Source organism: Streptomyces lacaronensis, assembly GCF_047337785.1.
GTDB lineage: Bacteria > Actinomycetota > Actinomycetes > Streptomycetales > Streptomycetaceae > Streptomyces > Streptomyces lycopersici.
Window position 1 is genome coordinate 1,865,282 of the sequence record NZ_JBLHDK010000003.1, and the last position, 23,248, is coordinate 1,888,529.

19 protein-coding genes are annotated in these 23,248 nt (G+C 72.8%); 10 read left to right on the plus strand and 9 right to left on the minus strand.

From position 1 onward, the window contains the following. Positions 1–16: 16 nt before the first annotated feature. From ACMTAK_RS08120 to ACMTAK_RS08145, 6 genes are read right to left on the minus strand one after another with little or no spacing between them, the layout of a single operon-like run. Complete coding sequence (locus ACMTAK_RS08120; protein WP_413805555.1) at positions 17–685, minus strand: class I SAM-dependent methyltransferase; 669 nt, start codon at positions 683–685, stop codon at positions 17–19. After that, positions 682–2,121 (minus strand): amidophosphoribosyltransferase, encoded by a 1,440-nt coding sequence (gene purF, locus ACMTAK_RS08125; RefSeq protein WP_413805556.1) that lies wholly within the window; start codon positions 2,119–2,121, stop codon positions 682–684. Before purF ends, ACMTAK_RS08120 begins: the two co-directional genes overlap by 4 nt. Beyond that, the gene (locus tag ACMTAK_RS08130; RefSeq protein ID WP_413805557.1) at positions 2,118–2,642 is read right to left on the minus strand and encodes a hypothetical protein; all 525 of its coding nucleotides are present in this window, start codon (positions 2,640–2,642) and stop codon (positions 2,118–2,120) included. The genes purF and ACMTAK_RS08130 overlap by 4 nt, the downstream gene beginning before the upstream one ends. Next, entirely contained in the window at positions 2,639–3,523 is an 885-nt protein-coding gene (locus ACMTAK_RS08135) for a hypothetical protein (RefSeq protein ID WP_413805558.1), read from the minus strand. Before ACMTAK_RS08135 ends, ACMTAK_RS08130 begins: the two co-directional genes overlap by 4 nt. 28 nt (positions 3,524–3,551) lie before the next feature. Next, positions 3,552–4,376, minus strand: a complete 825-nt coding sequence (locus ACMTAK_RS08140) for a thioesterase II family protein (protein ID WP_413805559.1) — start codon at positions 4,374–4,376, stop codon at positions 3,552–3,554. After that, entirely contained in the window at positions 4,373–9,061 is a 4,689-nt protein-coding gene (locus ACMTAK_RS08145) for a non-ribosomal peptide synthetase (RefSeq protein ID WP_413805560.1), read from the minus strand. The genes ACMTAK_RS08140 and ACMTAK_RS08145 overlap by 4 nt, the downstream gene beginning before the upstream one ends. Before the next feature lie 353 nt (positions 9,062–9,414). Between ACMTAK_RS08145 and ACMTAK_RS08150 the strand changes: the two genes are divergently transcribed. The 4 genes from ACMTAK_RS08150 to ACMTAK_RS08165 all read left to right on the plus strand — a co-directional run bounded on the left by ACMTAK_RS08150 (position 9,415) and on the right by ACMTAK_RS08165 (position 14,973). Beyond that, positions 9,415–11,082, plus strand: a complete 1,668-nt coding sequence (locus ACMTAK_RS08150; RefSeq protein ID WP_413805561.1) for a (2,3-dihydroxybenzoyl)adenylate synthase — start codon at positions 9,415–9,417, stop codon at positions 11,080–11,082. Positions 11,083–11,114: 32 nt separating this feature from the next. Then, a complete protein-coding gene (locus tag ACMTAK_RS08155; RefSeq protein WP_413805562.1) occupies positions 11,115–12,533 on the plus strand; it encodes a salicylate synthase in 1,419 nt (472 codons plus the stop codon). Between the two features lie 78 nt (positions 12,534–12,611). Further along, positions 12,612–14,249: a DHA2 family efflux MFS transporter permease subunit gene (locus tag ACMTAK_RS08160; protein WP_413805563.1), complete on the plus strand. Its 1,638-nt coding sequence runs from the start codon at positions 12,612–12,614 to the stop codon at positions 14,247–14,249. 112 nt (positions 14,250–14,361) lie between these two features. Continuing rightward, a complete protein-coding gene (locus ACMTAK_RS08165; RefSeq protein ID WP_413805564.1) occupies positions 14,362–14,973 on the plus strand; it encodes a TetR/AcrR family transcriptional regulator in 612 nt (203 codons plus the stop codon). Positions 14,974–15,021: 48 nt separating this feature from the next. Here ACMTAK_RS08165 and ACMTAK_RS08170 read toward each other — a convergent pair whose 3' ends face one another. Beyond that, positions 15,022–15,474: an ester cyclase gene (locus ACMTAK_RS08170; protein ID WP_413805565.1), complete on the minus strand. Its 453-nt coding sequence runs from the start codon at positions 15,472–15,474 to the stop codon at positions 15,022–15,024. A 195-nt stretch (positions 15,475–15,669) separates the two neighbouring features. Between ACMTAK_RS08170 and ACMTAK_RS08175 the strand changes: the two genes are divergently transcribed. From ACMTAK_RS08175 to ACMTAK_RS08185, 3 genes are all read left to right on the plus strand, one after another. Then, a complete protein-coding gene (locus ACMTAK_RS08175; protein ID WP_413805566.1) occupies positions 15,670–17,286 on the plus strand; it encodes a bifunctional phosphatase PAP2/diacylglycerol kinase family protein in 1,617 nt (538 codons plus the stop codon). Positions 17,287–17,325: 39 nt separating this feature from the next. Further along, a complete protein-coding gene (locus ACMTAK_RS08180) occupies positions 17,326–18,495 on the plus strand; it encodes a DMT family transporter (protein ID WP_413805567.1) in 1,170 nt (389 codons plus the stop codon). 134 nt (positions 18,496–18,629) lie between these two features. Continuing rightward, entirely contained in the window at positions 18,630–18,881 is a 252-nt protein-coding gene (locus tag ACMTAK_RS08185) for a hypothetical protein (protein ID WP_413805568.1), read from the plus strand. 6 nt (positions 18,882–18,887) lie between these two features. Here ACMTAK_RS08185 and ACMTAK_RS08190 read toward each other — a convergent pair whose 3' ends face one another. Then, positions 18,888–19,775, minus strand: a complete 888-nt coding sequence (locus ACMTAK_RS08190) for an NAD(P)-dependent oxidoreductase (RefSeq protein WP_413805569.1) — start codon at positions 19,773–19,775, stop codon at positions 18,888–18,890. A gap of 143 nt (positions 19,776–19,918) precedes the next feature. Here ACMTAK_RS08190 and ACMTAK_RS08195 point away from each other — a divergent pair, with 143 nt between their 5' ends. Next, the gene (locus ACMTAK_RS08195; protein ID WP_413805570.1) at positions 19,919–20,254 is read left to right on the plus strand and encodes a winged helix-turn-helix transcriptional regulator; all 336 of its coding nucleotides are present in this window, start codon (positions 19,919–19,921) and stop codon (positions 20,252–20,254) included. A gap of 79 nt (positions 20,255–20,333) precedes the next feature. Next, positions 20,334–21,674, plus strand: coding sequence for an MFS transporter (locus tag ACMTAK_RS08200; protein ID WP_413805571.1), 1,341 nt, complete (start codon positions 20,334–20,336; stop codon positions 21,672–21,674). Between the two features lie 24 nt (positions 21,675–21,698). On the opposite strand, the gene ACMTAK_RS08205 is transcribed toward ACMTAK_RS08200, so the two are convergent. After that, the gene (locus ACMTAK_RS08205) at positions 21,699–22,166 is read right to left on the minus strand and encodes an ATP-binding protein (RefSeq protein ID WP_413805572.1); all 468 of its coding nucleotides are present in this window, start codon (positions 22,164–22,166) and stop codon (positions 21,699–21,701) included. Between the two features lie 224 nt (positions 22,167–22,390). On the opposite strand from ACMTAK_RS08205, the gene ACMTAK_RS08210 reads away from it, so the two are divergent. Beyond that, positions 22,391–23,248, plus strand: coding sequence for a helix-turn-helix domain-containing protein (locus ACMTAK_RS08210; RefSeq protein ID WP_413805573.1), 858 nt, complete (start codon positions 22,391–22,393; stop codon positions 23,246–23,248).

A 23,248-nucleotide genomic window follows, 5' to 3' on the forward strand; every position in this document is an offset into this window, starting at 1 on the left:
GGTCGGGTCGCCGCGTTCAGGGGCGGGTGGCGGGGAGGGGCCGCGGCACGGCGGTGCCCCGCACATAGGGGGTGTTGGTGGGGTAGCGGGGCCAGGGCCGCAGGATCTGCTCGACCCGCACCTGGAAGCCGTTCTTCCCGAGGATGGTCAGCAGCCGGCGGTTGGCATGGCAGCCCCCGGCGACCCGGCGCCACAGCGGGGCCAGGAGGTCCTGGGTCAGGCCGACCGCGCCGGACGATCTGACGTGCTCGAAGAAGACCAGCTGCCCACCGGGTTTGAGAACCCGCCGGATCTCCGCCAGCGCGGCGTCCGGGTCGAGGACCGTGCACAGCACGAGGGTGCACACCACGTGGTCGAAGGTGTCGTCGGGCAGGGGCAGCCGCTCCGCCCAGGCGTCCACGACCTCCACGGCCGACGGCGCGGTCCGGGCCCGCTCGGTCAGCCGCCTGCGCATCTCGCTCGCGGGTTCCACGGCGACCACGTCGTCCGCGCTGGTGTAGTACGGGAGGTTGGCCCCGGACCCCGCGCCCACCTCCAGGACCCTGCCCGTCAGCCCGCTGAACATCGCGGTGCGCAGCGGCCGGCCCCATTTCTCCTCGGCGCGCCGCGTCATCGCGTCGTAGGCGCGGGCGAAGAGCCGCCCGCTGCGGCTCTCCAGTTGCCGATTGGTGCCGGTGGCGGTCATGACGGAAACCTCCTGTGGGTGATGTCGATCGGCGCTCCGGCGGGCACGGGGGTGGGGAAGTGTCCGTCCAGGCAGGCGGTGCAGGTCTCAGCGGCGTCCGCGCCCACCGCCCGGAGCAGCGCGTCCAGCGGCAGGAACGCGGCGCTGTCGCAGCCCAGCCGGTCCGCGAGCCGCTCGTCCGGCTCGCCCGCGGCGAGCAGTGTGTCGCCGCGCCCGGTGTCGATCCCGTAGAAGCAGGGCCAGCGGTGCGGGGGCGAGGCGATCCGCAGGTGGATCTCCCGCGCCCCGGCCTCCCGGACCAGGTCGGTGACGACGGACACGGTGGTGCCGCGGACCAGCGAGTCGTCCACCAGCACCACGGACCGGCCCGCCACCGCCGCGGGGACCGCGGACAGCTTGGCGCGCACCGCCGCCTCGCGTTCCCTCCCGGTGCCGCTGATGAAGGACCTGCCGACGCCGTGGTGGCGCAACAGCCCCTGCGCGGTGGGCAGTCCGGCCCGCCAGGCGTAGCCGTCGGCCGCGACCCGCGCGGTGTCGGGAACGGCGACCACCACCGGGTCCACCGCATCGGACGGCGGCGGGGCGTACACGGCGAGGGCCTGGCCGGCCGCGTAGCGCGTGGTGTGGACGCTGCGGCCGCCGATGCGAGAGTCGGGGCGGGCGAAGTACACATACTCGAAGAGGCAGGAGGCGCGCCGCGCCCTGGGGGCGGCGAGCCGGTTGCTGCGGATTCCGGTGGTGTCGGCCTCCAGCACCTCGCCCGGCTCCAGTTCACGCACCAGCCGTGCCCCCACGGCGGTGAGCGCGGCGGACTCCGAGGCCAGCAGCCAGGTGCCGCTCCGCCGGCCCAGGCACAGCGGCCGGAAGGCATGCGGATCGCGCACGCCGTACAGCCGGTGGCCGTCGCTGAGGACGAGCGAGTACGCGCCGGTGACGGCGGGCAGCACCGTGTGCAGGGCAGCGGCCGGGGTGAGGGCGCCCCGGGTCATCGCCGTGTGCAGCATCCGGGCGAGCAGCGCGGTGTCCTGCTCACCGGGCTCGGCCACGACCCCGTGGGCGCGGGCGGTCTCCTCGATGCCGATGAGCGTGCCGTTGTGCGCCACGGCGAGGGCGCCGCGGCCGGAAGGCCCCACCACGACGGGCTGGGCGAGCGTGGCGTCGTCCGCTCCGGTGCCGGAGGTGGCGTAGCGGACGTGGCCCACGGCTCCGGATCCTGCGGGCAGCCCGTGGAGGCCGGGGAAGACGTCCGCGACGCGGCCGGCCCCCGCGCGCCGCACGATCCGTCCGTCCTGGCAGCCGGCGATGCCCGCGCCCTGCTGACCGCGGTGCTGGAGGGCGGTCAGCATGGCGCGCACCAGCGGCGCGGCGTCGCCGTCCGCTCCCCAGGCCCCGGCCACTCCGCACGCCTCGCGGGGCTTTCCGTCCGGGTCGCTCACGGCGCCCCGTCCTCGTCCGCCACCAGCCAGCGCTCGAACGAGGCGAGATCGGGCAGCACCACGGAGGAACAGGCCAGGACCGCGAGGTTCTGCCGCATGGGGGTGATGGCGACGACGGTGGTCCCGGCCCGGTGGGCGGTGAGCATCTCGGCGGCGGTGCCCATGCTCGGCTCGTGGCCCGGCAGCCAGGCCACGCACACATCGCTGTCGGCGGCGAGGAAGGTGAGGCGGTGGAAGGTCTCGATGAGCGGCAGGAGTTCGGGGGCGAGCCGGTCGCGGTGCACCTCGGGGGTGTCGGCGAGGGCCGCGTGAGCCTTTCTGATGACGTCCTCGTCGGCGCCCAGCCACTGACGCATCAGCACGATCGGATCGTGCACGGTGGCGTCCGGGTGGTGGGCGAGGATGAGGGTCCGAAGCCGCTCGCGGTAGCTCTGGTCGGCCAGTTCGTCACCGGTGCGGCCGCCTTGCATGAGCCCGGCGAGGAAGTACGAGCGCGCCCCGGGCGGGCGTCCGCCGGTCATGCGTCCTCCAGCGAGTAGTGGGGGACCACGGTGGTGGCCGGGGCATGCGTGTCGTACAGGGCGGCGGCCTCGAGAAGGTGGCTGATGACCTCGCCGGGGCCGGTGCGCACGGCCTCGGCCACCCGTTCGACCTCGCGGTCGAAGGCGGCGCTGCCCCAGGCGCTGACGGCGCCCTGGTTGTCCCGGGCGATCAGTGCGGTGCGGTCGGCGAGGGAGCCGCGCGGCCGCCCGGAGAAGGGCAGGACGACCTCGGTGAGCTCGTCGTCCCCGGGGTGGACGGCGCGCAGGGAGAGATTGTTCTGCTCGGGGTGGAGCAGCAGCCGGCGCACCAGCGGGGCGGGGACCGGGAGTTCGGTGACGGTCTGTCCGGAACGCATGGTGTAGGCCCGGTGGGTGACGGTCTCGGCCAGGCGCGGGCTGTAGCGCAGGTACCGCAGCCGCAGGGTGCCGTCGGCGGGCCGCCACAGGGCGCGCAGGGTGGAGGGCGCGGGTGTCCCGTCGGGGCGGTGGCGCAGCGGATAGGCGTCCGATTCCGCGTGTACGGTTCCGTCCACCGCCTCGGACCGGACCAGCCGCAGCGGGGTGCGGTGCAGCAGATAGGGGTCGAGGACGGTGAGGGTCTCCCCGTCGTCGTACAGCGCGCAGACGTGCCGGCCACCGACGCGGTACTCCGCTTCGGTGCCGGTCCGCGTCGCCACCCGGCCGCCGGCCTCGAAGGTCTGCCAGGCGCAGGCCGTGCCGAAGCTCTCCGGTGCGGGCCCCGCGCCGTAGTGGGCGTGGAACTGGGCGGCGCTGTTGTACGGGACCCCGGTGAGGATCTCGGTCAGGACGTCGGAGTACACCCGGTGGTCGGATGTGCGCTTGGTGGCGGGAGCCGCCATGTGCGGGCCTCCTGGGAGAGTGGGCGGGTCAGGGGGTGGAGGGCCAGCCGCCGGCGGGGGCCGGTCCTCCGCGCACGCCGAGGCTGGTGAGCAGGTAGGCGACCAGTTCGCCGCGGCGCGGTATGAGGTAGAAGTGGTCACCGCGCATGGCGCGCAGGGTGAACGGGCCGGTGGTGTACGAGCGCCAGCCCTCGGCGTGCCGTGTGGTGACTCCGGTGTCCTCGGTGCCCACCACGGCGGTGACCGGGCAGTCGAGCGGCGGGCCCGGCCGGTAGCGGTAGCACTCGATGAGCCGGAAGTCGGCCCGGACGGCGGGCAGGAGCAGATCGCGGGTGGCGGCGTCGTCGAAGAGGGCGGGGTCGGTGCCGCCGAGTCTGCGCAGTTCGGCGACGAGTTCGGCCTCCTCGCGCCGGTGGATGTCGCCGCGGCGGGTGTCGGCGGGGGCGGGATGGGCGGAGACGAACAGGCCGTGTACCGCGCCGGGGTCGCGTGCGGTCAGCCTGCGGGCGGTCTCGAAGGCCACCGCGGCGCCCATGCTGTGCCCGAAGAGCACGGTGGGCGCCTCCTCGGCACCGTCCCGCGCGGCCTCGGCCATCGCCTCGGCGAGCGGCTCCGCCAGCTCGTCCATGCGGTCCACCGGGGATTCGTCGACGCGGTCGTCGCGGCCGGGGTACTGGGCCGCCACGAGTTCGACGTCCGGGGGCAGGGAGCGCAGCCAGGGGTAGAAGAAGCGCGCGGCGCCTCCCGCGTGCGGAAAGCACACCAGGCGCAGCCGGGGCCGGCGGCGCGGCCGCGGTATGCGCAGCCATGCGGTCCGCGACCGCGGGGCCCGGGTGGTGTGGCCGTCGCTCATCGCCCCTCCCCGCCCCCGCGCAGGGCCGTCGCGATCCCGGCCACCGTGGGGTGGCGCAGCAGATCCCGCAGCAGGGCGTCGAAGAGGACCGTCCGCGCCTCCGGCAGCTCCCGCCGGAGCCGGCCGACGAGTTGGGCGGCGAGCAGCGAGTCGCCGCCGAGGGCGAAGAAGTCGCCGTCGCGTGCGACGGGGCCGTCGCCCAGCACGGCCTCCCACTGGGCGGCGAGCCGTCGTTCCAGGTCGTCGCGGGGTGCCTCCCCGGTGCGTCGGGCGGCCTCGCCGGAGCCGGAGAGCCAGGAGCGCACGGTCTTCCGGTCGACCTTGCCGTTTGCGCTGAGCGGGATGGCGTCGACCGCTTCGAGGTGGGCCGGGATCATGTAGTCCGGGAGGCGTTCGGCCAGGTGGTCGAGGACGTCGGCGGTGACGACCTCCGTACGGTCGCCCTTGAAGGTCGCGGCGATCAGGTGCTGGCCGAGTCCGGACAGCGCGTCATCGCCGTCGCCGGGGAGCGCGAAGACCGCCTGGGCGCCGGCCGCGGTGAGCAGTTCCCGCCACTGGGCGAGGTCGAGGAAGGTCTGGTCGAGCCCCCGGCGGAGGTCCTCGAAGTCGCCCTCGTCGTGGTGCGCCTGGCCCTGGTCGAGGCGGACCAGGAACTCCATCGAGGTCATCAGCTCGTGGCGGTCCGCGGTGAGTTCGGTGAAGACGAGCCAGCCCCCGGGGGCCAGCAGTTCGCGCAGCCGGTCCAGTGTGTGCCCGATGTGCCGCGCGTTGTGCAGCACGTTGGCGGCGACGATGAGGTCGAAGGACTGCGGGCGGTATCCCTGCGCGCGGTGGTCTTCGTTGATGTCGAACAACCCGTAGCGCATCCAGGGGCGATCGCCGAAGCGCGCCTGGGCGGCGTTGAGGAAGAAGCGGGACACATCGGTGAAGAGGTAGTCGGGTTCGGCGGCGGCGAGCGCGGGCACCAGCTCCTGGGTGGTGGCCCCGACCCCGGCACCGATCTCCAGCACCCGCAGCGGGCGGTGGGGCGGTGTACCGGCGGCGAGCCGAGCGGCGACGGCCGCGGCGGCGCGGTTGAGATAGCGCACGATCAGGTTGTCGGCGAAGGCCGCCTGCGCCGTCTCCAGCTGCCCGTCGGGGAAGAGCAGCCGCACCTGGTCGAGGTCGCCACGCAGCAGCTCCGGCAGCCGCTCCATGCTGGTGCGGAAGAGGGCGAGCACCGGTGCGGGCCACAGCCCGCCGCCGTGCCGCTCGTGCTCGTCGATGTCCGCCCAGGCCCGGTCGAGTGCTTCCCCGCAGGCCGGGGCCGGATCGAGGAGGCGGCCGGTGCCGGGGTCGCGGGTGACCATGCCCGCCGCCTCCAGCGCGGTGAGCCAGCGGCGCACCACCCGCTGGTGGCGGGGGACGGTGCCGGTCCTGCGCAGTACCTCCTCGGCGGTGGGCGGTGCGGCACCGGGGGTGAAGGCGCCGAGCCGGTGCAGGGCGGCGGCCATCGCGGTGAGCGCGGCCCGGCTCAGCAGCCGCCCGGACCGGTCCAGCTCGCTGCGGCGCCCCGGCGGTACGACGCGGCGCCCGGCGGCGGCCCCGGCCCGCTCCAGCTCCGCCACGGTGGCCGCGGCGCGGGCACCGGGCTCGGCCGGTGTTCCGGTGACGACGGCCGCGATGCGCCGGTCCGCGGCCCGCTTGCCCACGACGGTGGCCACGGCGCCACCCACCAGGGGGTGGGCGAGCAACGCCGTCTCGATCTCGGCGAGTTCGATGCGATGACCGCGCACCTTGACCTGGAAGTCCTCGCGGCCGAGGAATTCGATGGAGCCGTCGGGCAGCCGCCTGCCCAGATCGCCGGTGCGGTAGAGCCGTTCACCGGTGTCGGGGTGGCGGACGAAGCGCTCGGCCGTGCGCTCGACGTCGCCGAGATAGCCCAGGGCCAGCCCGGTGCCTCCGATCCACAGCTCACCGGGGACGAGGTCGGGGCGGGGGCGCATGGCGGCGTCGAGCACATGGAAGGTCTGGTTGGCGAGCGGGGTGCCGTACGGGATGCTCCGCCAGTGGGGTGGCACCTGCCCGATGGGGTGGTGAATGGACCAGATGGCGGCCTCGGTGGCGCCGCCGAGACCGATGAGCCGAAGGCCGGGCACCCGGGCGCGGACCGCGTCGGGCAGGGTGACGGGAATCCAGTCGCCCGACAGCAGTGCCAGCCGCGGCGACGGCAGCCGCAGCGAGGGATCGCCGTCCAGGTAGTGCAGGAGCATCTGGAGCTGGGCGGGCACCGAGTTCCACAGCGTGATCTCGTGGCGCCGGATCAGCTCGGCCCAGTGGGAGGGGTCGCCGCGGCGTGCGGCGGCGGGCAGCACCAGAGTGCCGCCCGCGCCGAGCACCCCGAAGATGTCGTAGACGGACAGATCGAAGCCCAGGGCGGCGAGTGCCAGGGCGCGGTCGCCGGACCCCACCTCATAGCGCCGGTTGATGTCCTCGACGGTGTTCACGGCGGCGCGGTGGCTGATCATCACGCCCTTGGGGCGACCGGTGGAGCCCGAGGTGTAGATGACATACGCCAGATCCTCGGGGCCGGTGGGCGGCTGTGGCGGCGGGCCCTGGTGCGCCGCGGGCTCGAGGGTGTCCACGGCGACGGTGCGCACCCCCGGTGGCCATTCCGCGGACAGCAGCCAGGACTGGGTGAGCACATGGCGCACGGTGGCGTCCTCGAACACGGTCGCCCGCCGTGCCGGGGGCTGGTTGGTGTCGACGGGCAGATAGGCGCCGCCTGCCAGCAGGACGCCCAGGACGGCGGCGATCTGTTCCCATCCCTTGTCCATGACCACGGCGACGGGCCGGCCGGGTGCGCAGCCGTCCGCGCGCAGGGCGTCGGCCACGGCGGTGGCCCGGCGCAGCAGTTCGCCGTGGCTCATGCTCCGGAGGGTGGTGCCCTCCTCCCAGCGCAACGCCTCCCGTCCGGGGTCGCGCAGGGCGGCCTCGACGGCGGCCTGGTGGAGAAGCCGGCCGGACTCGGGGGCCGCGGTGGCGTTGACGCGGCGGTGGACCTCCAGCTGACGGCCGGGGACGAGGGACGGCACAGGGCCGTCCCAGGCGCCGACGTCCTCGGCGAGCCGCCGCACCAGCGTCCCGTAGACCTCGAACATCGCGTCGAGCACCCCGTCCGGAAAGAGTTCGTCGACCGCGTCCCAGGCCAGCAGCAACCCGCCGTCGTCCTCGTAGACCTGGTGGTCGAGCCACACCTGCGGGGTCTGGGAGAGCATCCAGCCGAATCGTCCCAGGGTGGTGCGGAACTCCTCGCCGACGAACTCACCGCCGAACGGGCCGCCGAGGTTGCAGGCGAAGACGACGGGGGCGGTGGCCGGTTCGTCCGGGCGGGCCCGCGCGAGGTCGCGGAGCACCTCGACGGCGGAGTACCCGGCGTGCGCGACGTCCTCGCCCAGCCGGTTCTGGACCCGTTCGGCCAGCGTTGCGAAGGGGGCCCGGTCGGAGGTGTCGACCTCGACCAGCACCAGATTGGTGAAGTCGGCGACAAGCCGGTCGGCGTCCGGGTGGAGCGGCCTGCGGTCGAAGAGCGGGAGGTTGAGCACGAACCGCTGCCGGGTGCTCCAGGCGCCCAGCACGGCGGCGTACGCGGCGGCGAGCCCCACCGCGGGGGTCACGCCGTGGGCACGGGCGTGGTCGGCGAAGGCACGCCACGCGACGGGGCCGAGCCGGTGGACGCGCCGGGTGAAACGGCCGCCCTCGACATCGGCGGGGTCGGCGGCGAGGGGGAGTTGAGGGCCGCCGGGCAGGTCCTCGATGCGGGCGCGCCAGTACGCGCGGTCCTTGTCGCGGCGTGCGGCGCGGTCGGCGTCGAGGTCGGTGAGATAGCGCCGGAAGGAGTAGTCGCGCTGCCGGTCCGCCACCGTGCCGGGGTCGTTGTAGGCGCGGGCCAGGTCGGTGAGGAGGATCTGGACGCTGAGGACGTCGGCGATGAGCAGGTCGATGTCGAGGTGAATGCGGGTGGCGCCGCCGGGGAGCCGGGAGAGCCGCACGTCGAACAGGGGGCCCGCGGCGGCGTCGAACCGGCGGTGCGAGAGGGTCTCGCGCACCCTCCGCAGCTCCTCCTCGACCCGCTCGGGCACCTGATCGCCGAGGTCGAGGACGGTGAGTCCGGGCCACGGTGAGTCCGGCTGGACCCGCTGGGTGCCGTCGTCCAGGAAGACGGCCCTGAGCATGTCATGGTGGACGATCAGCTCCCGGACGGCGGCCTCCAGCCGCCCGGGGTCCACACCGTGCCCGTCGAACTCGACATAGGCATGGCAGCCGTTGCCGCCCAGCGGCCGGCCGTCCTGGCGCCCGATCCAGTACGCCTGCTGCACAGGGGTGAGGGGGAACGGCCCGTCGTCCTCAGCCGCGGTGGCGCGGGGCGCCGGCCGCCCGGTGGTACATCGGTCCCCGGAAGCCGCCGTGAGCTGCCCGGAGAGCAGCTTCGACCAGGCGGCCAGGGTGGGGCGGCGGGCCAGCGCGGCGAAGTCCACCTCCGCGCCGGCCGCCCGCCAGCGTCCCACCAGGGCCATGGTGCGGATCGAGTCCAGACCGCGGCTGATCAGGTTGTCCCCGGCGGCGAGGGAGGCGGGCGGCAGACCGAGAACGTCGGCCACCGCTTCGCGCACCCGGTGGTCGACGGACGGGGCGTCCTGCGTCATGGCAGTTCCTTTCGAAGCCATTTCGAAATTCCGCCCCACCCGATTTATCGGCGACATCGAGTGGGGTCATCCGACGGTTTGGCGCTTCGTCAACCTACGACACCGCATCACCGAAACAAAGAGAGGTAACCGAAAGGCCAATACCCGCCGAACCCATGTCCCGGTAACGCCACTGAATACGGATATAACACCCCAACTCCCCAGCAAACGTTGCCTTTAATTTATCAGGAGTTAACCATTCCGTTATTGACACAATGCGCCTCGAATATGCCAGCCTTTACAGCATCGTCAACCCTGTTGAACTTCCTCCAATGCCCCTCAGATTTCCTTGTGCGCGAGGAGTGCGATTTCCCGTGGACCTGGCTGGATGGCCCGAAGAGTTCGCCGAGCGGTATCGCCGCGCCGGATATTGGGAGGGGCGGCCGCTGGGCGCCTTCCTCCCCGAGCACGCCCGTACCGATCCGGAGGCCACCGCCGTGGTGGCCGGCGAACGGCGGCTGACCTACGCGGAACTGGACCGCCGCGCCACGCGTCTGGCCGCGGGCCTGGCGGGCATCGGCATCCGGACCGGCGACCGGATCGTGGTCCAACTGCCCAACACCCCGGAGTTCTTCGTCCTGCTCTTCGCCGCGCTCCGCATCGGCGCGGTGCCGGTGCTGGGTCTGCCCGCCTACCGCCGGAGCGAGGCCGTGCACCTGTGCCGGCACACCGATGCGGTCGCCTACGTCATCCCGGACACCGACCCCGGCACCGGCACCGACCCCGGCACCGCGACGGGCACCGGCTTCGACTACCGGTCGCTGGCCCGGGAGGTTCGGGCCGAGGCGCCCGCCCTGCGCCATGTCCTGGTCGCGGGCTCCCCCGGCCCCTACACCGCACTCGCCGAGGTCGAGCGGGCCGGGGCCGAGGCGCCCCTCACCGCACCGTTTCCCGCGCCGGATCCGGCCGGCCCCGCGCTGCTGCTGGTCTCCGGCGGCACCACGGGACTGCCCAAGCTCATCCCGCGAACCCATGACGACTACGCCTACAACGTGCGGGCGAGCGCGGAGGTCTGCGGACTCGGACGCGACAGCGTGTATCTGGCCGCGCTCCCCGTGGGCCACAACTTCGCCCTCGCCTGTCCGGGCGCCCTCGGCACCCTGGCGGCGGGAGGCACCGTCGTGCTCAGCGCCTCCCCCAGCCCGGAGACCGTCTTCCCGCTGATCGAGCGGCACCGGGTGACCATCACCGCCGTCGTGCCACCGCTGGCCGCCCTGTGGCTGCAGGCCGTCGACTGGACCCCGGCCGACCTCGGCAGCCTGAGGCTGCTCCAGGTGGGCGGGGCCCGGCTCGCCCCGGAGGTGGCCCGGCGCATCCGCCCGGTGCTCGGCTGCGCGCCGCAGCAGGTGTTCGGGATGGCCGAGGGGCTGCTGAGCCTGACCCGGCCCGGTGACGACGAGGAGCACATCGCAACCACCCAGGGCCGCCCGCTCAGCCCGGACGACGAGATCCGGGTCGTCGGCCCGGACGGCCACGACCTGCCGCCGGGAGAGGTGGGCGAACTGCTCACCCGCGGCCCGTACACCCTGCGCGGCTACTACCGCGCGCCCGAGCACAACCGCACGGCCTTCACCGCGGACGGCTTCTACCGCACCGGGGATCTGGTGCGGCTGCTACCCGACGGCGCACTCGTCGTGGAAGGGCGCAGCAAGGACCTCGTCAACCGTGGTGGTGACAAGGTGTCCGCGGATGAGGTCGAGGGCCATTTGCGCGCCCACCCGGCGGTGCTCGACGCGGCCGTGGTCCCCGTACCGGACCGTTTTCTCGGCGAGCGCACCTGCGCCTGCCTGGTGCTGCGCGAGGGTCGCTCCGAGGTCGGCGAGCCCGGCCTCGGCGCCTTCCTCGAACAACGCGGTCTCGCCCGGTACAAGTACCCCGACCTGGTCCACCTCGTCGACGCCCTGCCGCTGACCGGGGTCGGCAAGGTCGACAAGCGCGCCCTGGCCCGGCTCGCGGCGGACGCCGCCCAATCGCCCGCCTGACCCGCCGACGACCCCGCCCAGAAGGAGATCGTATGAACGCCGTCCGGCCCCGCCTCCCGCGCTCCGCGCGCATCGTCCCCTACTCCGGAAGCCCCGCGCAGGCCGCGGCGCGGCTCGCCCGGTCCGGCCTCCACGACCAGTACGTGGTCTACGAACGCGACAACACCTGGTGGTACGCGGGCGGTTCGCGGGCGACGCTGTCCGTGGACCGGTCCCGGGTGACACTCCGCCAGGGGGACACGCTGCTCCACGAGCGCTGGGACACAGAGCCGCTGACGGCCGTGTCGCGGCTGCTCGCCACCCTGCCCTTCGACCGCTGGCGCGCCTACGGCTGGGCCGCGTTCGAACTGTCGTACGCGCTCGGCGGGGAGGCGGACGCACCGGACGGGGCTCTCGCCGCGGCGGCCGAGGAGCCGCTGCTGCACCTTGTCGTCCCGGCGGTCGAGGTGTGCTTCTCCGGGGACGGCGCCGAGGTGCGATGTACCGGCGCCGAGGACGCGGACGCCGTCCGCGGGGCGCTCGCGGGGCCCGATCCGGCCGGGTTCCCGGAGCCGTCCGGGAACGGGGCGCCGACGGCGCTCGCGCTCGACCTCGGCGACACCGCCCCCGGCGCCTATCACGACGCCATCGCGCGGGCCGTCTCCGCCATCCGCGACGGCCAGCTGCAGAAGGTGATCCTCTCTCGCACCGTCCCGGTCCCCCAGGACGTGGACCTGGCGGCGACCTACCTCGCCGGACGCGCGGTCAACTCCCCCGCCCGCTCCTTCCTGCTGCGGCTGGGGGGCATCGAGGCCGCGGGCTTCAGCCCGGAGACCGTCGTGGAGGTGACCCCCGACGGACGGGTGTCCACTCAGCCGCTGGCCGGCACCCGGGCGCTCACCGGCCACCCTGCCGCCGACGCCGAGCGCCGGGCCGAACTGCTCACCGACGCGAAGGAGGTCTATGAGCACGCGATATCGGTCCAGGTCGCATGGGAGGAGATGACGGCCGTCTGCCAGGACGGCTCGGTGCGCGCCGAGGAGTTCATGGCGGTCAAGGAGCGCGGCAGCGTCCAGCACATCGCCTCCCGGGTGACCGGGCTGCTGCGCGGCGACGCCAGCGGTCCGTGGTCCGCGCTCGCCGCCGTCTTCCCCGCCGTGACCGCCTCCGGTGTGCCGAAGGCGGCCGCGTACCGGGCGATCCGCCATCTGGAGCGGGAGCCGCGCGGCCTGTACAGCGGCGCGGTGCTCACCGTCGACAGCGAGGGGGCCATGGACGCGGCGCTGGTGCTGCGCACGGTCTTCCGCAGCCGTGGCCGCACCTGGCTGCGAGCGGGCGCCGGAGTGGTGGCGCAGTCCCGGCCCGAGCGGGAGTTCGAGGAGACCTGCGAGAAGCTGCGCAGCGTGTCCCGGTCGCTGGTGCCCGCGGCGGTCGCGGGCGGCCGGCCGGACCGGCCCGCCCTTTATTCCTAACATCCCTGTTCGACCTGACGGGGCTCCGGGCTACCCTAAAACCCGAACACCACTGTTCAACTTAAGGAGTGGTCCGTCATGCCGTCGTCGTCCTCCCCGCCCCCGCCCGCCGCCGGCGCGGCGCCGTCCGACGCGGCGGGGCACCCACTGCGCTGGCTGATCCTGGCGGTGCTGTGCCTGAGCCTGCTGATCGTCGGGCTGGACGTCACCGTGCTGAACGTGGCCCTGCCCACTCTGGTGAGCGAGCTCGGCGCGTCCACCAGCGAACTGCAGTGGCTGGTGGACATCTACAGTCTGATGGCGGCAGGACTCATGCTTTTCGCGGGCAGCCTCGCCGACCGGTTCGGCCGCAAGCTCATCTTCCTGTCCGGTCTGGTGCTCTTCTCCGGCGCCTCCGCCACCGCCGCCTACGCCGACAGCACCACGAGCCTGATGGCCGCCCGAGGCGTGATGGGCGTCGGGGAAGCGCTCATCATGCCCGCGACGCTCTCCATCATCGGCAGCGTCTTCGCCGACCCCGCCGAGCGGATGAAGGCCATCGGACTGTGGTCCGCCATGATCGGCGTGGGGCTGGCCATCGGCCCGCTCGTCGGCGGCTGGATGCTGGGCCGGTTCTGGTGGGGCTCGATCTTCCTGATCAATGTGCCGATCGGCGGCCTCGCCCTGCTCATCGCGCTCAGGATCGTGCCGAATCCGCGCGCCGCGACCACCCGCGCCCTCGACCTCGCCGGGGCGCTGTTGTCCGTCCTGGGCATCGGAACGCTGCTGTGGGCGATCATCGAAGGCCCCGTCAAGGGGTGGTCGTCCGTCCCCGTCCTGGCCGGCTTCGCGGTGGCCGCGGTACTGCTGTCCGCGTTCCTCGCCCGGGAGCGCACCGCGCGCGAACCCATGCTGCCGCTCACCATCTTCGCCCACCGCCGCCTGGCCGTCGGCAATGTCCTGGTGCTGCTCGGACTGTTCTCCCTGCTCGGAGCGCTCTTCGTGCTCGTCCAGTATCTGCAGTTCGTCCTCGGCTACGACGCGAGCGAGACCGGACTGCGGATCGCCCCCACCGCCCTGGTCATCCTGATCGCCGCCCCGCTCGCCTCGTTCCTCGGCGGGCGGCTGGGCACCCGCTGGCTGGCCGCGATGGGCCTCGCCTTCGCCGTTGTCTCGCTGATCCTGCTCGCGACGACCGAGGACGGGGACGGCTACGGGCGGCTGCTGGCCGCCATGCTCTTCCTCGGCTTCGGCGCGGGGTTCATCATCGGCCCCACCAGCGACGCCATCGTCGGCTCGCTCCCCGAGGACGACCTGGGCGTCGGGTCGGCCACCAACAGCGCCGCCGTCCAGCTCGGGGCCGCCCTCGGGGTCGCCGTCCTCGGCAGTCTGCTGTCGAGCACCTACCGCGCCGAGCTGCGGGACGGTGTGGCCGCGGACGGGGTACGGCTGCCACCCGCGGTGATGCACCACGCGGACGACTCGGTGGGGGCCGCGCTCGCCGTCGCGGCGGAGCTGCCCGCCCGGGCGGGCGGGGCGGTCGCCTCGGCGGCCCGCTCGGCGTATGTGTCCGGTATGGGGCCGTCCATGTTCACCGGAGCGGCGGTGGCCGCCGTCGGCATCGTCGTGGCGCTGGTGTTCTTCCCGCGGGGCAGCGTCCAGCAGCCGCCCGGGACCGGGCGGGAGTCCGCCGAGGACACCGCGGCCGAGGATCCACAGTCCCGTGTCCGGCGCTGACCCCCGCAGCCGTCGCACGGTGCCCGGTGCGCCACCAGTCCCCCGGCCGGTGGCGCGCCCCGCGCCGGCTCCGGATGCCGCACGGGTGGAGGAGGTGGCATACGCTCCCCCCATGGCCACGCCCTCACAAGCCCGCCGTACCCCGGCCACCGACCGTGCCGAGCCCCGCCGCCGCGCCGATGCCGAGCGCAGCATCACCGCGATCGTCACCGCCGGACTCGACTGCTTCCGCCAGGACCCCGGGGTGAGCATGACGGCGGTCGCCAAGGCGGCGAAGGTCAGCCGGGTCACGCTGTACGCCCACTTCCCGTCCCGCGAGGCCCTGTTGGACGCGGTGCTGGCGCACTCCCTCGACCAGGCGGACGCCGCACTGCAGGCCCAGCACCTCGACGAGGGGCCCGCGGACGAGGCGTTCTCCCGGCTGGTCCGCTCCTGCTGGCGGATTCTGGACCGGCATGCCTTCCTGCTCACCGCGTCGGAGGGGGTCATCACCCCGGCCCGGCGGCGCAAGCACCACGAGAAGGTGCTCGCGCGCGTCGAGCGGCTGGTGGCGCGCGGACAGGAGGAGGGCGTCTTCCGCACCGATCTCCCGCTGTCCTGGCTGGTGACCACCTTCTACAGCCTGCTGCATTCGGCGGCGGCCGAGGTCGAGGGCCGACGCCTCAAGGCGGCGTCCGCCCCCGATGTCCTCGACCGTACGCTCTCCTCCGCCTTCCGCCGCTGAAGACCGCCCTCCCCGGTCCGCTTTCAAGAGCGGTCCGCGTTCAGGAATTCACAACAGACCGAACTGGGAAAGCGCCTCGGCCAGGTTCCAGTAAAGGCTCTCCCGCTGGATCAGACCGTCCGCCGAGAATTCATAGAGAGTCGCCCCGCGCACCGAAAAGCCTTTGCCCTCCGCCGCCGCGGCGAGTTCCGGAGGAATTCCGTCCAAGGCGCCCCGGAGCGTGCCGGACAGGGTCCAGCGCGCCGCTGCGAAGTGGTCGTGGGCAAAGATCCGCGCCACCTCCATATGGGTGTCCGGGATCGCGGCGACCCACTGCCGAAACCCCGCTTCCAACTGGTCACGACCCTTCCATACGGTGCCAAGCGGCATGTCCTCGGAGGACGCGTCCTCGGCGAAACAGGCCACCCACGACTCGACGGCACCCCGGTTGAGGGCGTCGAAGCAGGCGTGGAGCAACGCCGCCCGGGCGTGGTCGGTGTCATTTTCCCGTACACGCGGCATGAATTCTCCCCCGGATCGACTCGTCGGGAAATCCCAGCACCCCACAATAGCCGTGTGAACATGATGAATTGAAGAGCTCGGCACGGGAATTCCCCGGCTCTCCGTATTCCCTCTCCGGCTGCCCGGCCGCGCGCCGCGGCCGCCGAGGAGTTCGAAGGACGCGTGCCGACCGCGGATCCGGGATACCCATCACGCATGAGACGCATCAGTGACTTCGACCGCCGGCTGTTCGCGCGGGTCGCGGACAGTCGGCTCCGCGGTGCCCATCCGCTGCTGCCCCGGCTCAGCCGGGCCGCCGACCACGGCCGGCTGTGGTTCGGCACGGCCGGAGTGCTCGCCACGGTCGGCGGCCGCACCGCGCGGCGGGCCGCGCTGCGCGGTGTGGGCTCGCTCGCCGCCGCCTCGCTCGTGTCGAACGTCGTGGTCAAGTGGACCGTGGAACGCAAGCGTCCGGTCCTGGACTCGGTGCCCCTGGTGCGCCGGCTGCGCCGACAGCCGTGGACCAGTTCCTTCCCCTCCGGGCACTCGGCCTCGGCCGCCGCCTTCGCCACCGGAGTGGCCCTGGAGTCCTCCCGGTACGGCCTGCTGGTCGCCCCGCTCGCCGCCGCCGTCGCCGCCTCCCGGGTGTACGTGGGCGTCCACTACCCCAGCGATGTGCTGGCCGGTATCGCCCTCGGCACCGGGGCCGCCGCGCTGACCTGCCGCTACTGGCCGCCGCGCCCCGAGGTTCCGGCGCAGGCCCGGCCGCGGATCTCGGCGCCCGCGCTGCCCAAGGGCGACGGTCTGGTCGTCATGGTCAACCAGCGGGCCGGTACGGGAACCCCCACCGGCGCGTTCACGGTCGCCGAGCAGCTGCGGGTGCTGCTGCCCGCCGCGGACATCGTGGAGTGCGGGCCCGACGACGACTTCATGGGCCTGCTCCGGCAGGCCGCCCAGCGCGCCGCCGAGCGGGCCGGGGCGCTGGGCATCTGCGGCGGGGACGGCAGCGTCAACGCGGCCGCCGCGATCGCGGCCGAACGCGGGCTGCCGCTCGCCGTGTTCCCCGGCGGCACCCTCGACCACTTCGCGCTGGACCTCGGCGTACCGGCCCTCGAGGACACCGCGCACGCCGTGACCGAGGGCGACGCGGTGGCCGTGGACCTCGGCCGTGCCACGCCCCTCGTCGGCGGCGGCGAGACCAGCCACTTCGTCAACACCTTCAGCCTCGGCTTCTACCCGGAGCTGGTGCGGATCCGGGAGAGCCTGCAAGGCCGGCTCGGCAAGTGGCCCGCGGCCGCCGTCGCGCTCACCCGGGTGCTGCGCACCGCCCGTCCCATGGAGGTCGAGGTCAACGGGCGGACGCGGCGGCTGTGGATGCTGTTCGCCGGCAACGGCGTCTACTCTCCGGAGGGTTTCGCGCCCGCCTACCGTCAGCAGCTCGACGACGGGCTGCTCGATGTGCGGGCGATCGACGGCGAGGAGCGGCTGGCCCGCACCCGGCTGCTGATCGCGGCGCTCACCGGCACGCTCGGCCGGTCACATGTCTATACGACGCGGCGAATGCGCCAACTGCGCCTGTCCGGCCTCCACAGCGTGGACAGCCGTGCCTACGATGGAGAGGTGGCCGCCGACCCCGCGGAGAAGCTGCTCATCGACAAGTGGCCGGGGGCGCTCACCGTCTACCGCCCCGCCGAGCCGCAGAACGAGTTGCTCCAAAGGGCCCGTACGGCGGCCGCCAAGGCACCCCATCGGTGGAGGGCCTACTACGCAAGTAGTACGCACAAGTCTGTGCTCAAGGACGACGACGGGGGCACACCCCACCGTCAAGGATGAGGGCATGGACGAAGACCGATCGGCCCAGGGGGCCGCGACGTGACCTCCCTCGCGCTGTCTGTGCTGCTGGCCCTGGCCTCGGCGGTCTGCTACGCCGCCGGAGCCATACTCCAGGAGCATGTCGCGGCCACGACGCCGCGCCTCGCGTCCGCTCCGCTGCGGCGCGGGAGTTGGTGGACCGCGGTGACCCTCAACGGGACGGGCGCGGTCCTCCATGTGATCGCCCTGGCCTACGGCCCGCTGAGCGTGGTGCAACCCCTAGGGGCTCTCACGATCGTCTTCGCCCTGCCGATGGCGGCCGTGTTCGTCCGCCGCCGGGTCGGCGCGGCCGGCTGGCGGGGCGCGCTGCTCGCCACCGTGGGGCTCGCCGGGCTGCTCTCGCTGACCGGCTCCTCGCGGGCCCAGGCACTGGCCGAGCGGGACGGCTTCTGGCTGATCGTGATCACGGTCTCCGCCATCGCCGTGCTGATCGGGGCGGCCCGTGTGATGCGGTCGCCCGGGATCCGCAGTGTGCTGCTGGCGGCGGCCGCGGGGACGGCCTTCGGCGTCTCGTCGGTGGTCACCAAGAACGTGGCCGTGGAGTGGACCTGGGACGCGTGGCAGGACGCCCTGCCCGGCCTGGTCACGATCGGGCTGCTGGCCTCGGGCGGGGTACTGCTGTCCCAGGCGTCGTACCGGGGCGCCGGACTGGCCTCGCCGCTGGCGACGGCGACCGTGGTCAACCCCGTGGTCGCCACCGCCGTCGGCCTCGCCGCGCTGGGCGAGCACTTCCGGCACGGCGCGCCCGGCACGCTGCTCGCGCTGGTGGCGGCCCTCGTCGCGAGCACCGGCCTGGTGATGCTGACGGTGCACAACGCCGAGGCGGAGGCCGAAGCGGAGGCGGCGGCCAAGGGCGCCGAGGCCGCGGTCATGGAGCAGCCGGACGCCCACGGCCACGACGGGCATGATGCCGCGGGTGGAGCCGGTGGAACCGGCGGGCCGGAGGTTCCGGAGGGGCCCGGCGGACCCGGCCCGCACGAGGTGCCGGTCGGCCCCGACGTGCCCGCCGAGCCCGGCCCCTCGCTCCGTCTCCCCCACCCGATCCCCCGCCAGCCCACGGGCGACGAGGAGTCCGACCCCCACCTGTCCGACCCCCACCTGTCCAACCCCCACCTGTCCGACCCTCGTCTGCCCGACCGCGGCGAGGCCGTCCTTCAGCACCACGCCTAGCGGGCGTCCGGCGGACCACGCGGCGGAGCCGCGGATCGGCGCTTTCCCCTCCCCGCCCCTTCCCGATACCAAGGGCTCCGCCCCTGGACCCCGGGGTCCGGGGCGGAGCCCCCACCCGGCGGAGCCGCGAATCGATGCTGTCAGCCGGCCTCGCCCGCCTCCTGGCCGCTGAAGGCGCCGCCCTGACGGTCGATGACATCACCCCGGACAGGCGGAGGATCGACGATGAGCTCGGCGCCGGCTGGCGGGCGCCCACCGTCAACGGCCTGCTGGAGACGGCGCAACGCCTCGGCCAGACCCCGGCACAGGCGGCCGACGAGCCGGCCGCCCGCCGCCCGAGCGCCGCCTCGCCCCCGGTCGGCCCACCCGCACCGGGCGGTCGATGACGCTGGTCACCAGGGCGCGCCGGGCCGTCCCTGTCCGAGCAGTTCCACCAGTCCCGAGAGGCCCTCATGGCCATGTCCGTCGGCGACCCGGCGGGCCATGAGGTGGCCGATCGGGGCGATCAGTTCGGGGCTGATGCCCTGGTCCCGCGCGGAGCCGGTGAAGTTGACGAACGCGGCCGACTGCATGGCGAGGCTGGAGACCACCCCCACGGCGTGGTCACCGGAGTCGATCTGCCGCGCGTAGCCGTCCACCGCGCCGGACATGGCGGTCAGCCAGCGCCCCACCAGTGGGGCGACATCGGTCGCCGCCACACCGTCCGACCGTACGAGGGCGTAGGCGTGCAGCACGCCGGAGAACATCCCGTACATCGCGCTGAGCAGGGCGATGTCGTACAGCGGGGCACGGCCGGGGTCGTCGCCGAGGTGATGGCTCTCGCCGAAGAGGTCCAGCACACCCCGGTGGTCCGCGAAGGCGGCGGGCGAGCCGCTGTAGAGGAGGAAGGCGGCGGGCGTCCCGATCACCGGCGGGACGGCCATGATGCCGCCGTCGAGGTACTGGGCACCGTGTCCGGCCGCCCACGCGGCCAGCTCACGGGCCTGCCGCGGAGTGCCGTTGGTGAGGTTGACGACGGCCTTGCCGGACAGGGCGTCCCCGAGGGGGGCCAGCACCTGCCGTACGGAGTCGTAGTCGAGCAGACAGACCACCACCAGGGGGCTCGCCGCGACGGCCTCACCGGCCGTGGCGGCGGTCAGCGCGCCCTCGGCGGCGAGCGCCTCGGCCTTGGCCGCCGTACGGTTCCACACCGTCGTCCGGTGCCCGGCCCGCAGAAGGGCGCGGGCCAGGGCGGTGCCCATGTCGCCGAGGCCCAGCACCGTCACGGGGGATTGGCTCATTTCGATTGCTCCAGGGGGTTCGATACCGCTTGGTCGTAGGGGTCCGGCGCGCCGATCACAGGCTCGTTCGCCAGCGGTAGTGTGGGCAAGTACGCACTAAATAGTGCGTACTTACCTTGAGGTCAGTGGGGGCGGGCGGGGCTTTGGGAAAGCAGCCTTATGTCTGCGGTCTGGACGCGGCCGTGGATGTGATCGACGGGAAGTGGAAAGTCCTGATCATCTGGGCGCTCAATCACCAACGGTGCCGCTTCGGGGAGCTGCGGCGGCTGGTTCCGGGGGTGACCGAGAAGGTGCTGACGCAGCAGCTGAGGGAGTTGGAGGCGGACGGGATCGTCCACCGGGAGAGCTACGACGTGAAGCCGCCGAAGGTGGAGTACTCGCTGACCGAGCTGGGCGACGAGCTGAATACGGCGCTGGGCCCGCTGGGCGCGTGGGGCAGGCGACGGATGGCGGCGCTGGAGGAGGCGCGGCAGGGCTGACTGCCCTGCGGAAACTCTTTTCCAACCGGCCCTCCGCGGGGTAGGGGTGTGGAGTTCACCCCGCTCACTTGGAGGCCCCGTGACCGACAGCGCTCCCCGGAGCCAACCACGCACTCCCTGGCGAGCCGTCTTCGGCGGCTCGATCGGAAATCTCGTCGAGTGGTACGACTGGTTCGTCTACGCCAGTTTCGCCACCTACTTCGCCGGAGCCTTCTTCCCCAAGGGCAACGACACGGCGCAACTCCTCAACACCGCCGGGATCTTCGCGGTGGGCTTCTTCATGCGTCCCGTCGGCGGCTGGCTACTGGGCCGGTTCGCCGACCGGCGCGGCCGCAAGGCGGCGCTCACCCTGACGGTGACGCTGATGTCGGCCAGCGCGCTGCTCATCGCCATCGCCCCGACCTATGACCAGGTCGGCTACTTCGGCGCGTTCGTGCTGCTGGTGGCGCGGCTGCTGCAAGGACTGTCGGTGGGCGGTGAGTACGCGGCCAGCGCCACCTATCTCACCGAGGCGTCCCGGCCCGGCGGCCGCGGTTTCGTCTCCAGCTTCCAGTATGTGTCGATGACGGCGGGTCAGCTGATCGGCCTCGGTCTGCAGATCCTGCTGCAGCACACCATGTCCGATGACGCGCTGCACTCCTACGGCTGGCGCATTCCGTTCGTCGTCGGCGCCGTGGGCGCGGCCGTGGTCTTCTGGCTGCGGCGCAATCTGCTGGAGACCGAGGTCTACACCGAGGAGGAGGACCACCAGGACCAGGCGCGGGGGACGATCGCCGAGCTGCTGCGCCACCGCAAGGAGGCGGCGCTGGTCATCGCGCTGACCATGGGCGGCACGGTCGCGTACTACACGTACACCACCTATCTCACCAAGTACCTGTCGAACACGGCAGGGATGAGCAAGTCCGACGCCTCGCTGGTGAGCTTCTGTGCTCTGTTCCTGTTCATGCTGTTGCAGCCGCTGGCCGGATCGCTCTCGGACCGGATCGGGCGCCGTCCGCTGCTGATCACCTTCGGCATCGGCTCGATGCTCGGCACCGTCCCCATCATGACCGCGCTCTCGCACGCCGACAGCTTCGCCGGGGCGCTGCTGCTCTCGCTCGCGGCGCTGGTCATCGTCACCGGCTACACCTCGATCAACGCCGTGGTGAAGGCGGAGCTGTTCCCCACCCATGTCCGGGCGCTCGGGGTGGCCCTGCCGTACGCCCTGGCCAACGCGCTGTTCGGCGGCACGGCCGAGTATGTGGCGCTGTGGTTCAAGAAGGGCGGTGTGGAGTCCGGGTACTACTGGTACGTCTCGGCGTGTGCCGCGGTCTCGCTCGTCGTCTACCTCACCATGCGGGAGACCCGGGACGCCGCCCTCTCCCGTAGCCGCGCCGACGACCCGGCCGCCCCGGGGAAGCAGCGTACGACGGCGGTGTGACGGGCCGAGGGGCCGGTCCCGGCGTCAACGGCCGACGGTCACGCTCATCTGGGCCCAGACCACCCGTCCGCCGTTCACGCCCGGCCGGTCCCCCCACGCGTCGGCCAGGGCGCGGACCAGCGCGAGTCCGCGCCCGCACTCATCCTCCAGACCGGCCTCCCGCGGCGTGGGGACGGCCGGTCCGCCGCCCTGGTCGGCGACCTCGATATAGAGCATCCGCCGCTCATGGGCGCGCAGCACACAGAGGATCTGCTCGCTTCCGGTGTGCACCAGGGCATTGGTGAACAGTTCGGACACCACCAGCTCGGCGGCCTCGCAGACATCCTCCGTAAAGCCCCACTCCGGCGCCCGGGACCGCACCCGGTGCCGGGCGATCGCGACCGAGGCACCTCTGGCGGGCAGCTGGAACCTCTCCTGACGGAGGGCGGAGTCAACGCTCCCGGAGCTCGGGTGGTGGGCCATCGTCGAGCGCTGACGCAATGCCACGGCCATGTGCCTTCCGTCCGTCCTACCTGTGGGGCGTGAATGCCGTACGTGAATGCCGCAAGTGCGCGACACAGCAGCCACGTTGGACTGGTCACACCTGTCACTATCGTTGTTGCGAGCATCAGTTGGCAAGGCGCGATCTGCAAAATGCAGAATAGCCAGAGCACTCTGTTGCCCTCATCTCGTACGTGGCACACTGATCCTGACAAGACCGTCCCAGGAGGTACGACGTGGGTGAAGCGCGATCTGCCCCGACCGTCGGGCAGATGGTCCTCGGCATGCGGCTGAGGGACCTTCGCGAAAAAGCCGGCGTCAGTTACGACGTGGCTGCCAGGGCGCTGCACGTCAACCAGACCACGGTGCGCAGGATGGAGAAGGCCGAAGTCGGCCTGAAACTCCCCTACGTCGAGAAGCTGCTGCAGACCTACGGCGCCGAGCAGCAGGAGATCGACTCCTTCCTCGCACTCGCCGAGGAGGCCAACCGGCCAGGCTGGTGGCACCGGTTCCGCGATGTGCTGCCGGACTGGTTCAGCCTCTATGTGAGCCTCGAGGGCGCCGCGAGCCGGATCCGCGCCTATGAGCCGCACTTCATACCCGGACTGCTGCAGACCGAGGACTACGCCCGCGCGCTGCTCTCCATCGGCTTCCCGCACGGATCCGACCAGGAGATCGAGCGCCGGGTGGCGCTGCGGATGGAGCGCCAGGAGCTGCTCAGCCGCCCGGACGCACCGCATCTGTGGGTCGTGATGGACGAGACGGTGCTCCGTCTGTCCATCGGCGGTCCCGCGGTGATGCGCGCCCAGGTCGACCGTCTGATCGAAGCGGCGCAAAGACCGAACATCACCCTTCAGGTGGTGCCGTTCTCCGCCGGCCCTCACCCGGGCATGGGCGGACCCTTCCAGCTCTTCCGGTTCCAGATCCCGGAACTGCCGGACATCGTCTATGCCGAGGGCCTGACCGGCGCCGGCTATCTCGACCAACGTTCCGATGTGGTCGCCTATCTGGAAGCCCTGGACCGCATGGGCACCCAGGCCACACCGGCGCGGCGGACGGAGAACTTTCTCCGTGGGATTCGCAAGGAGCTCTGA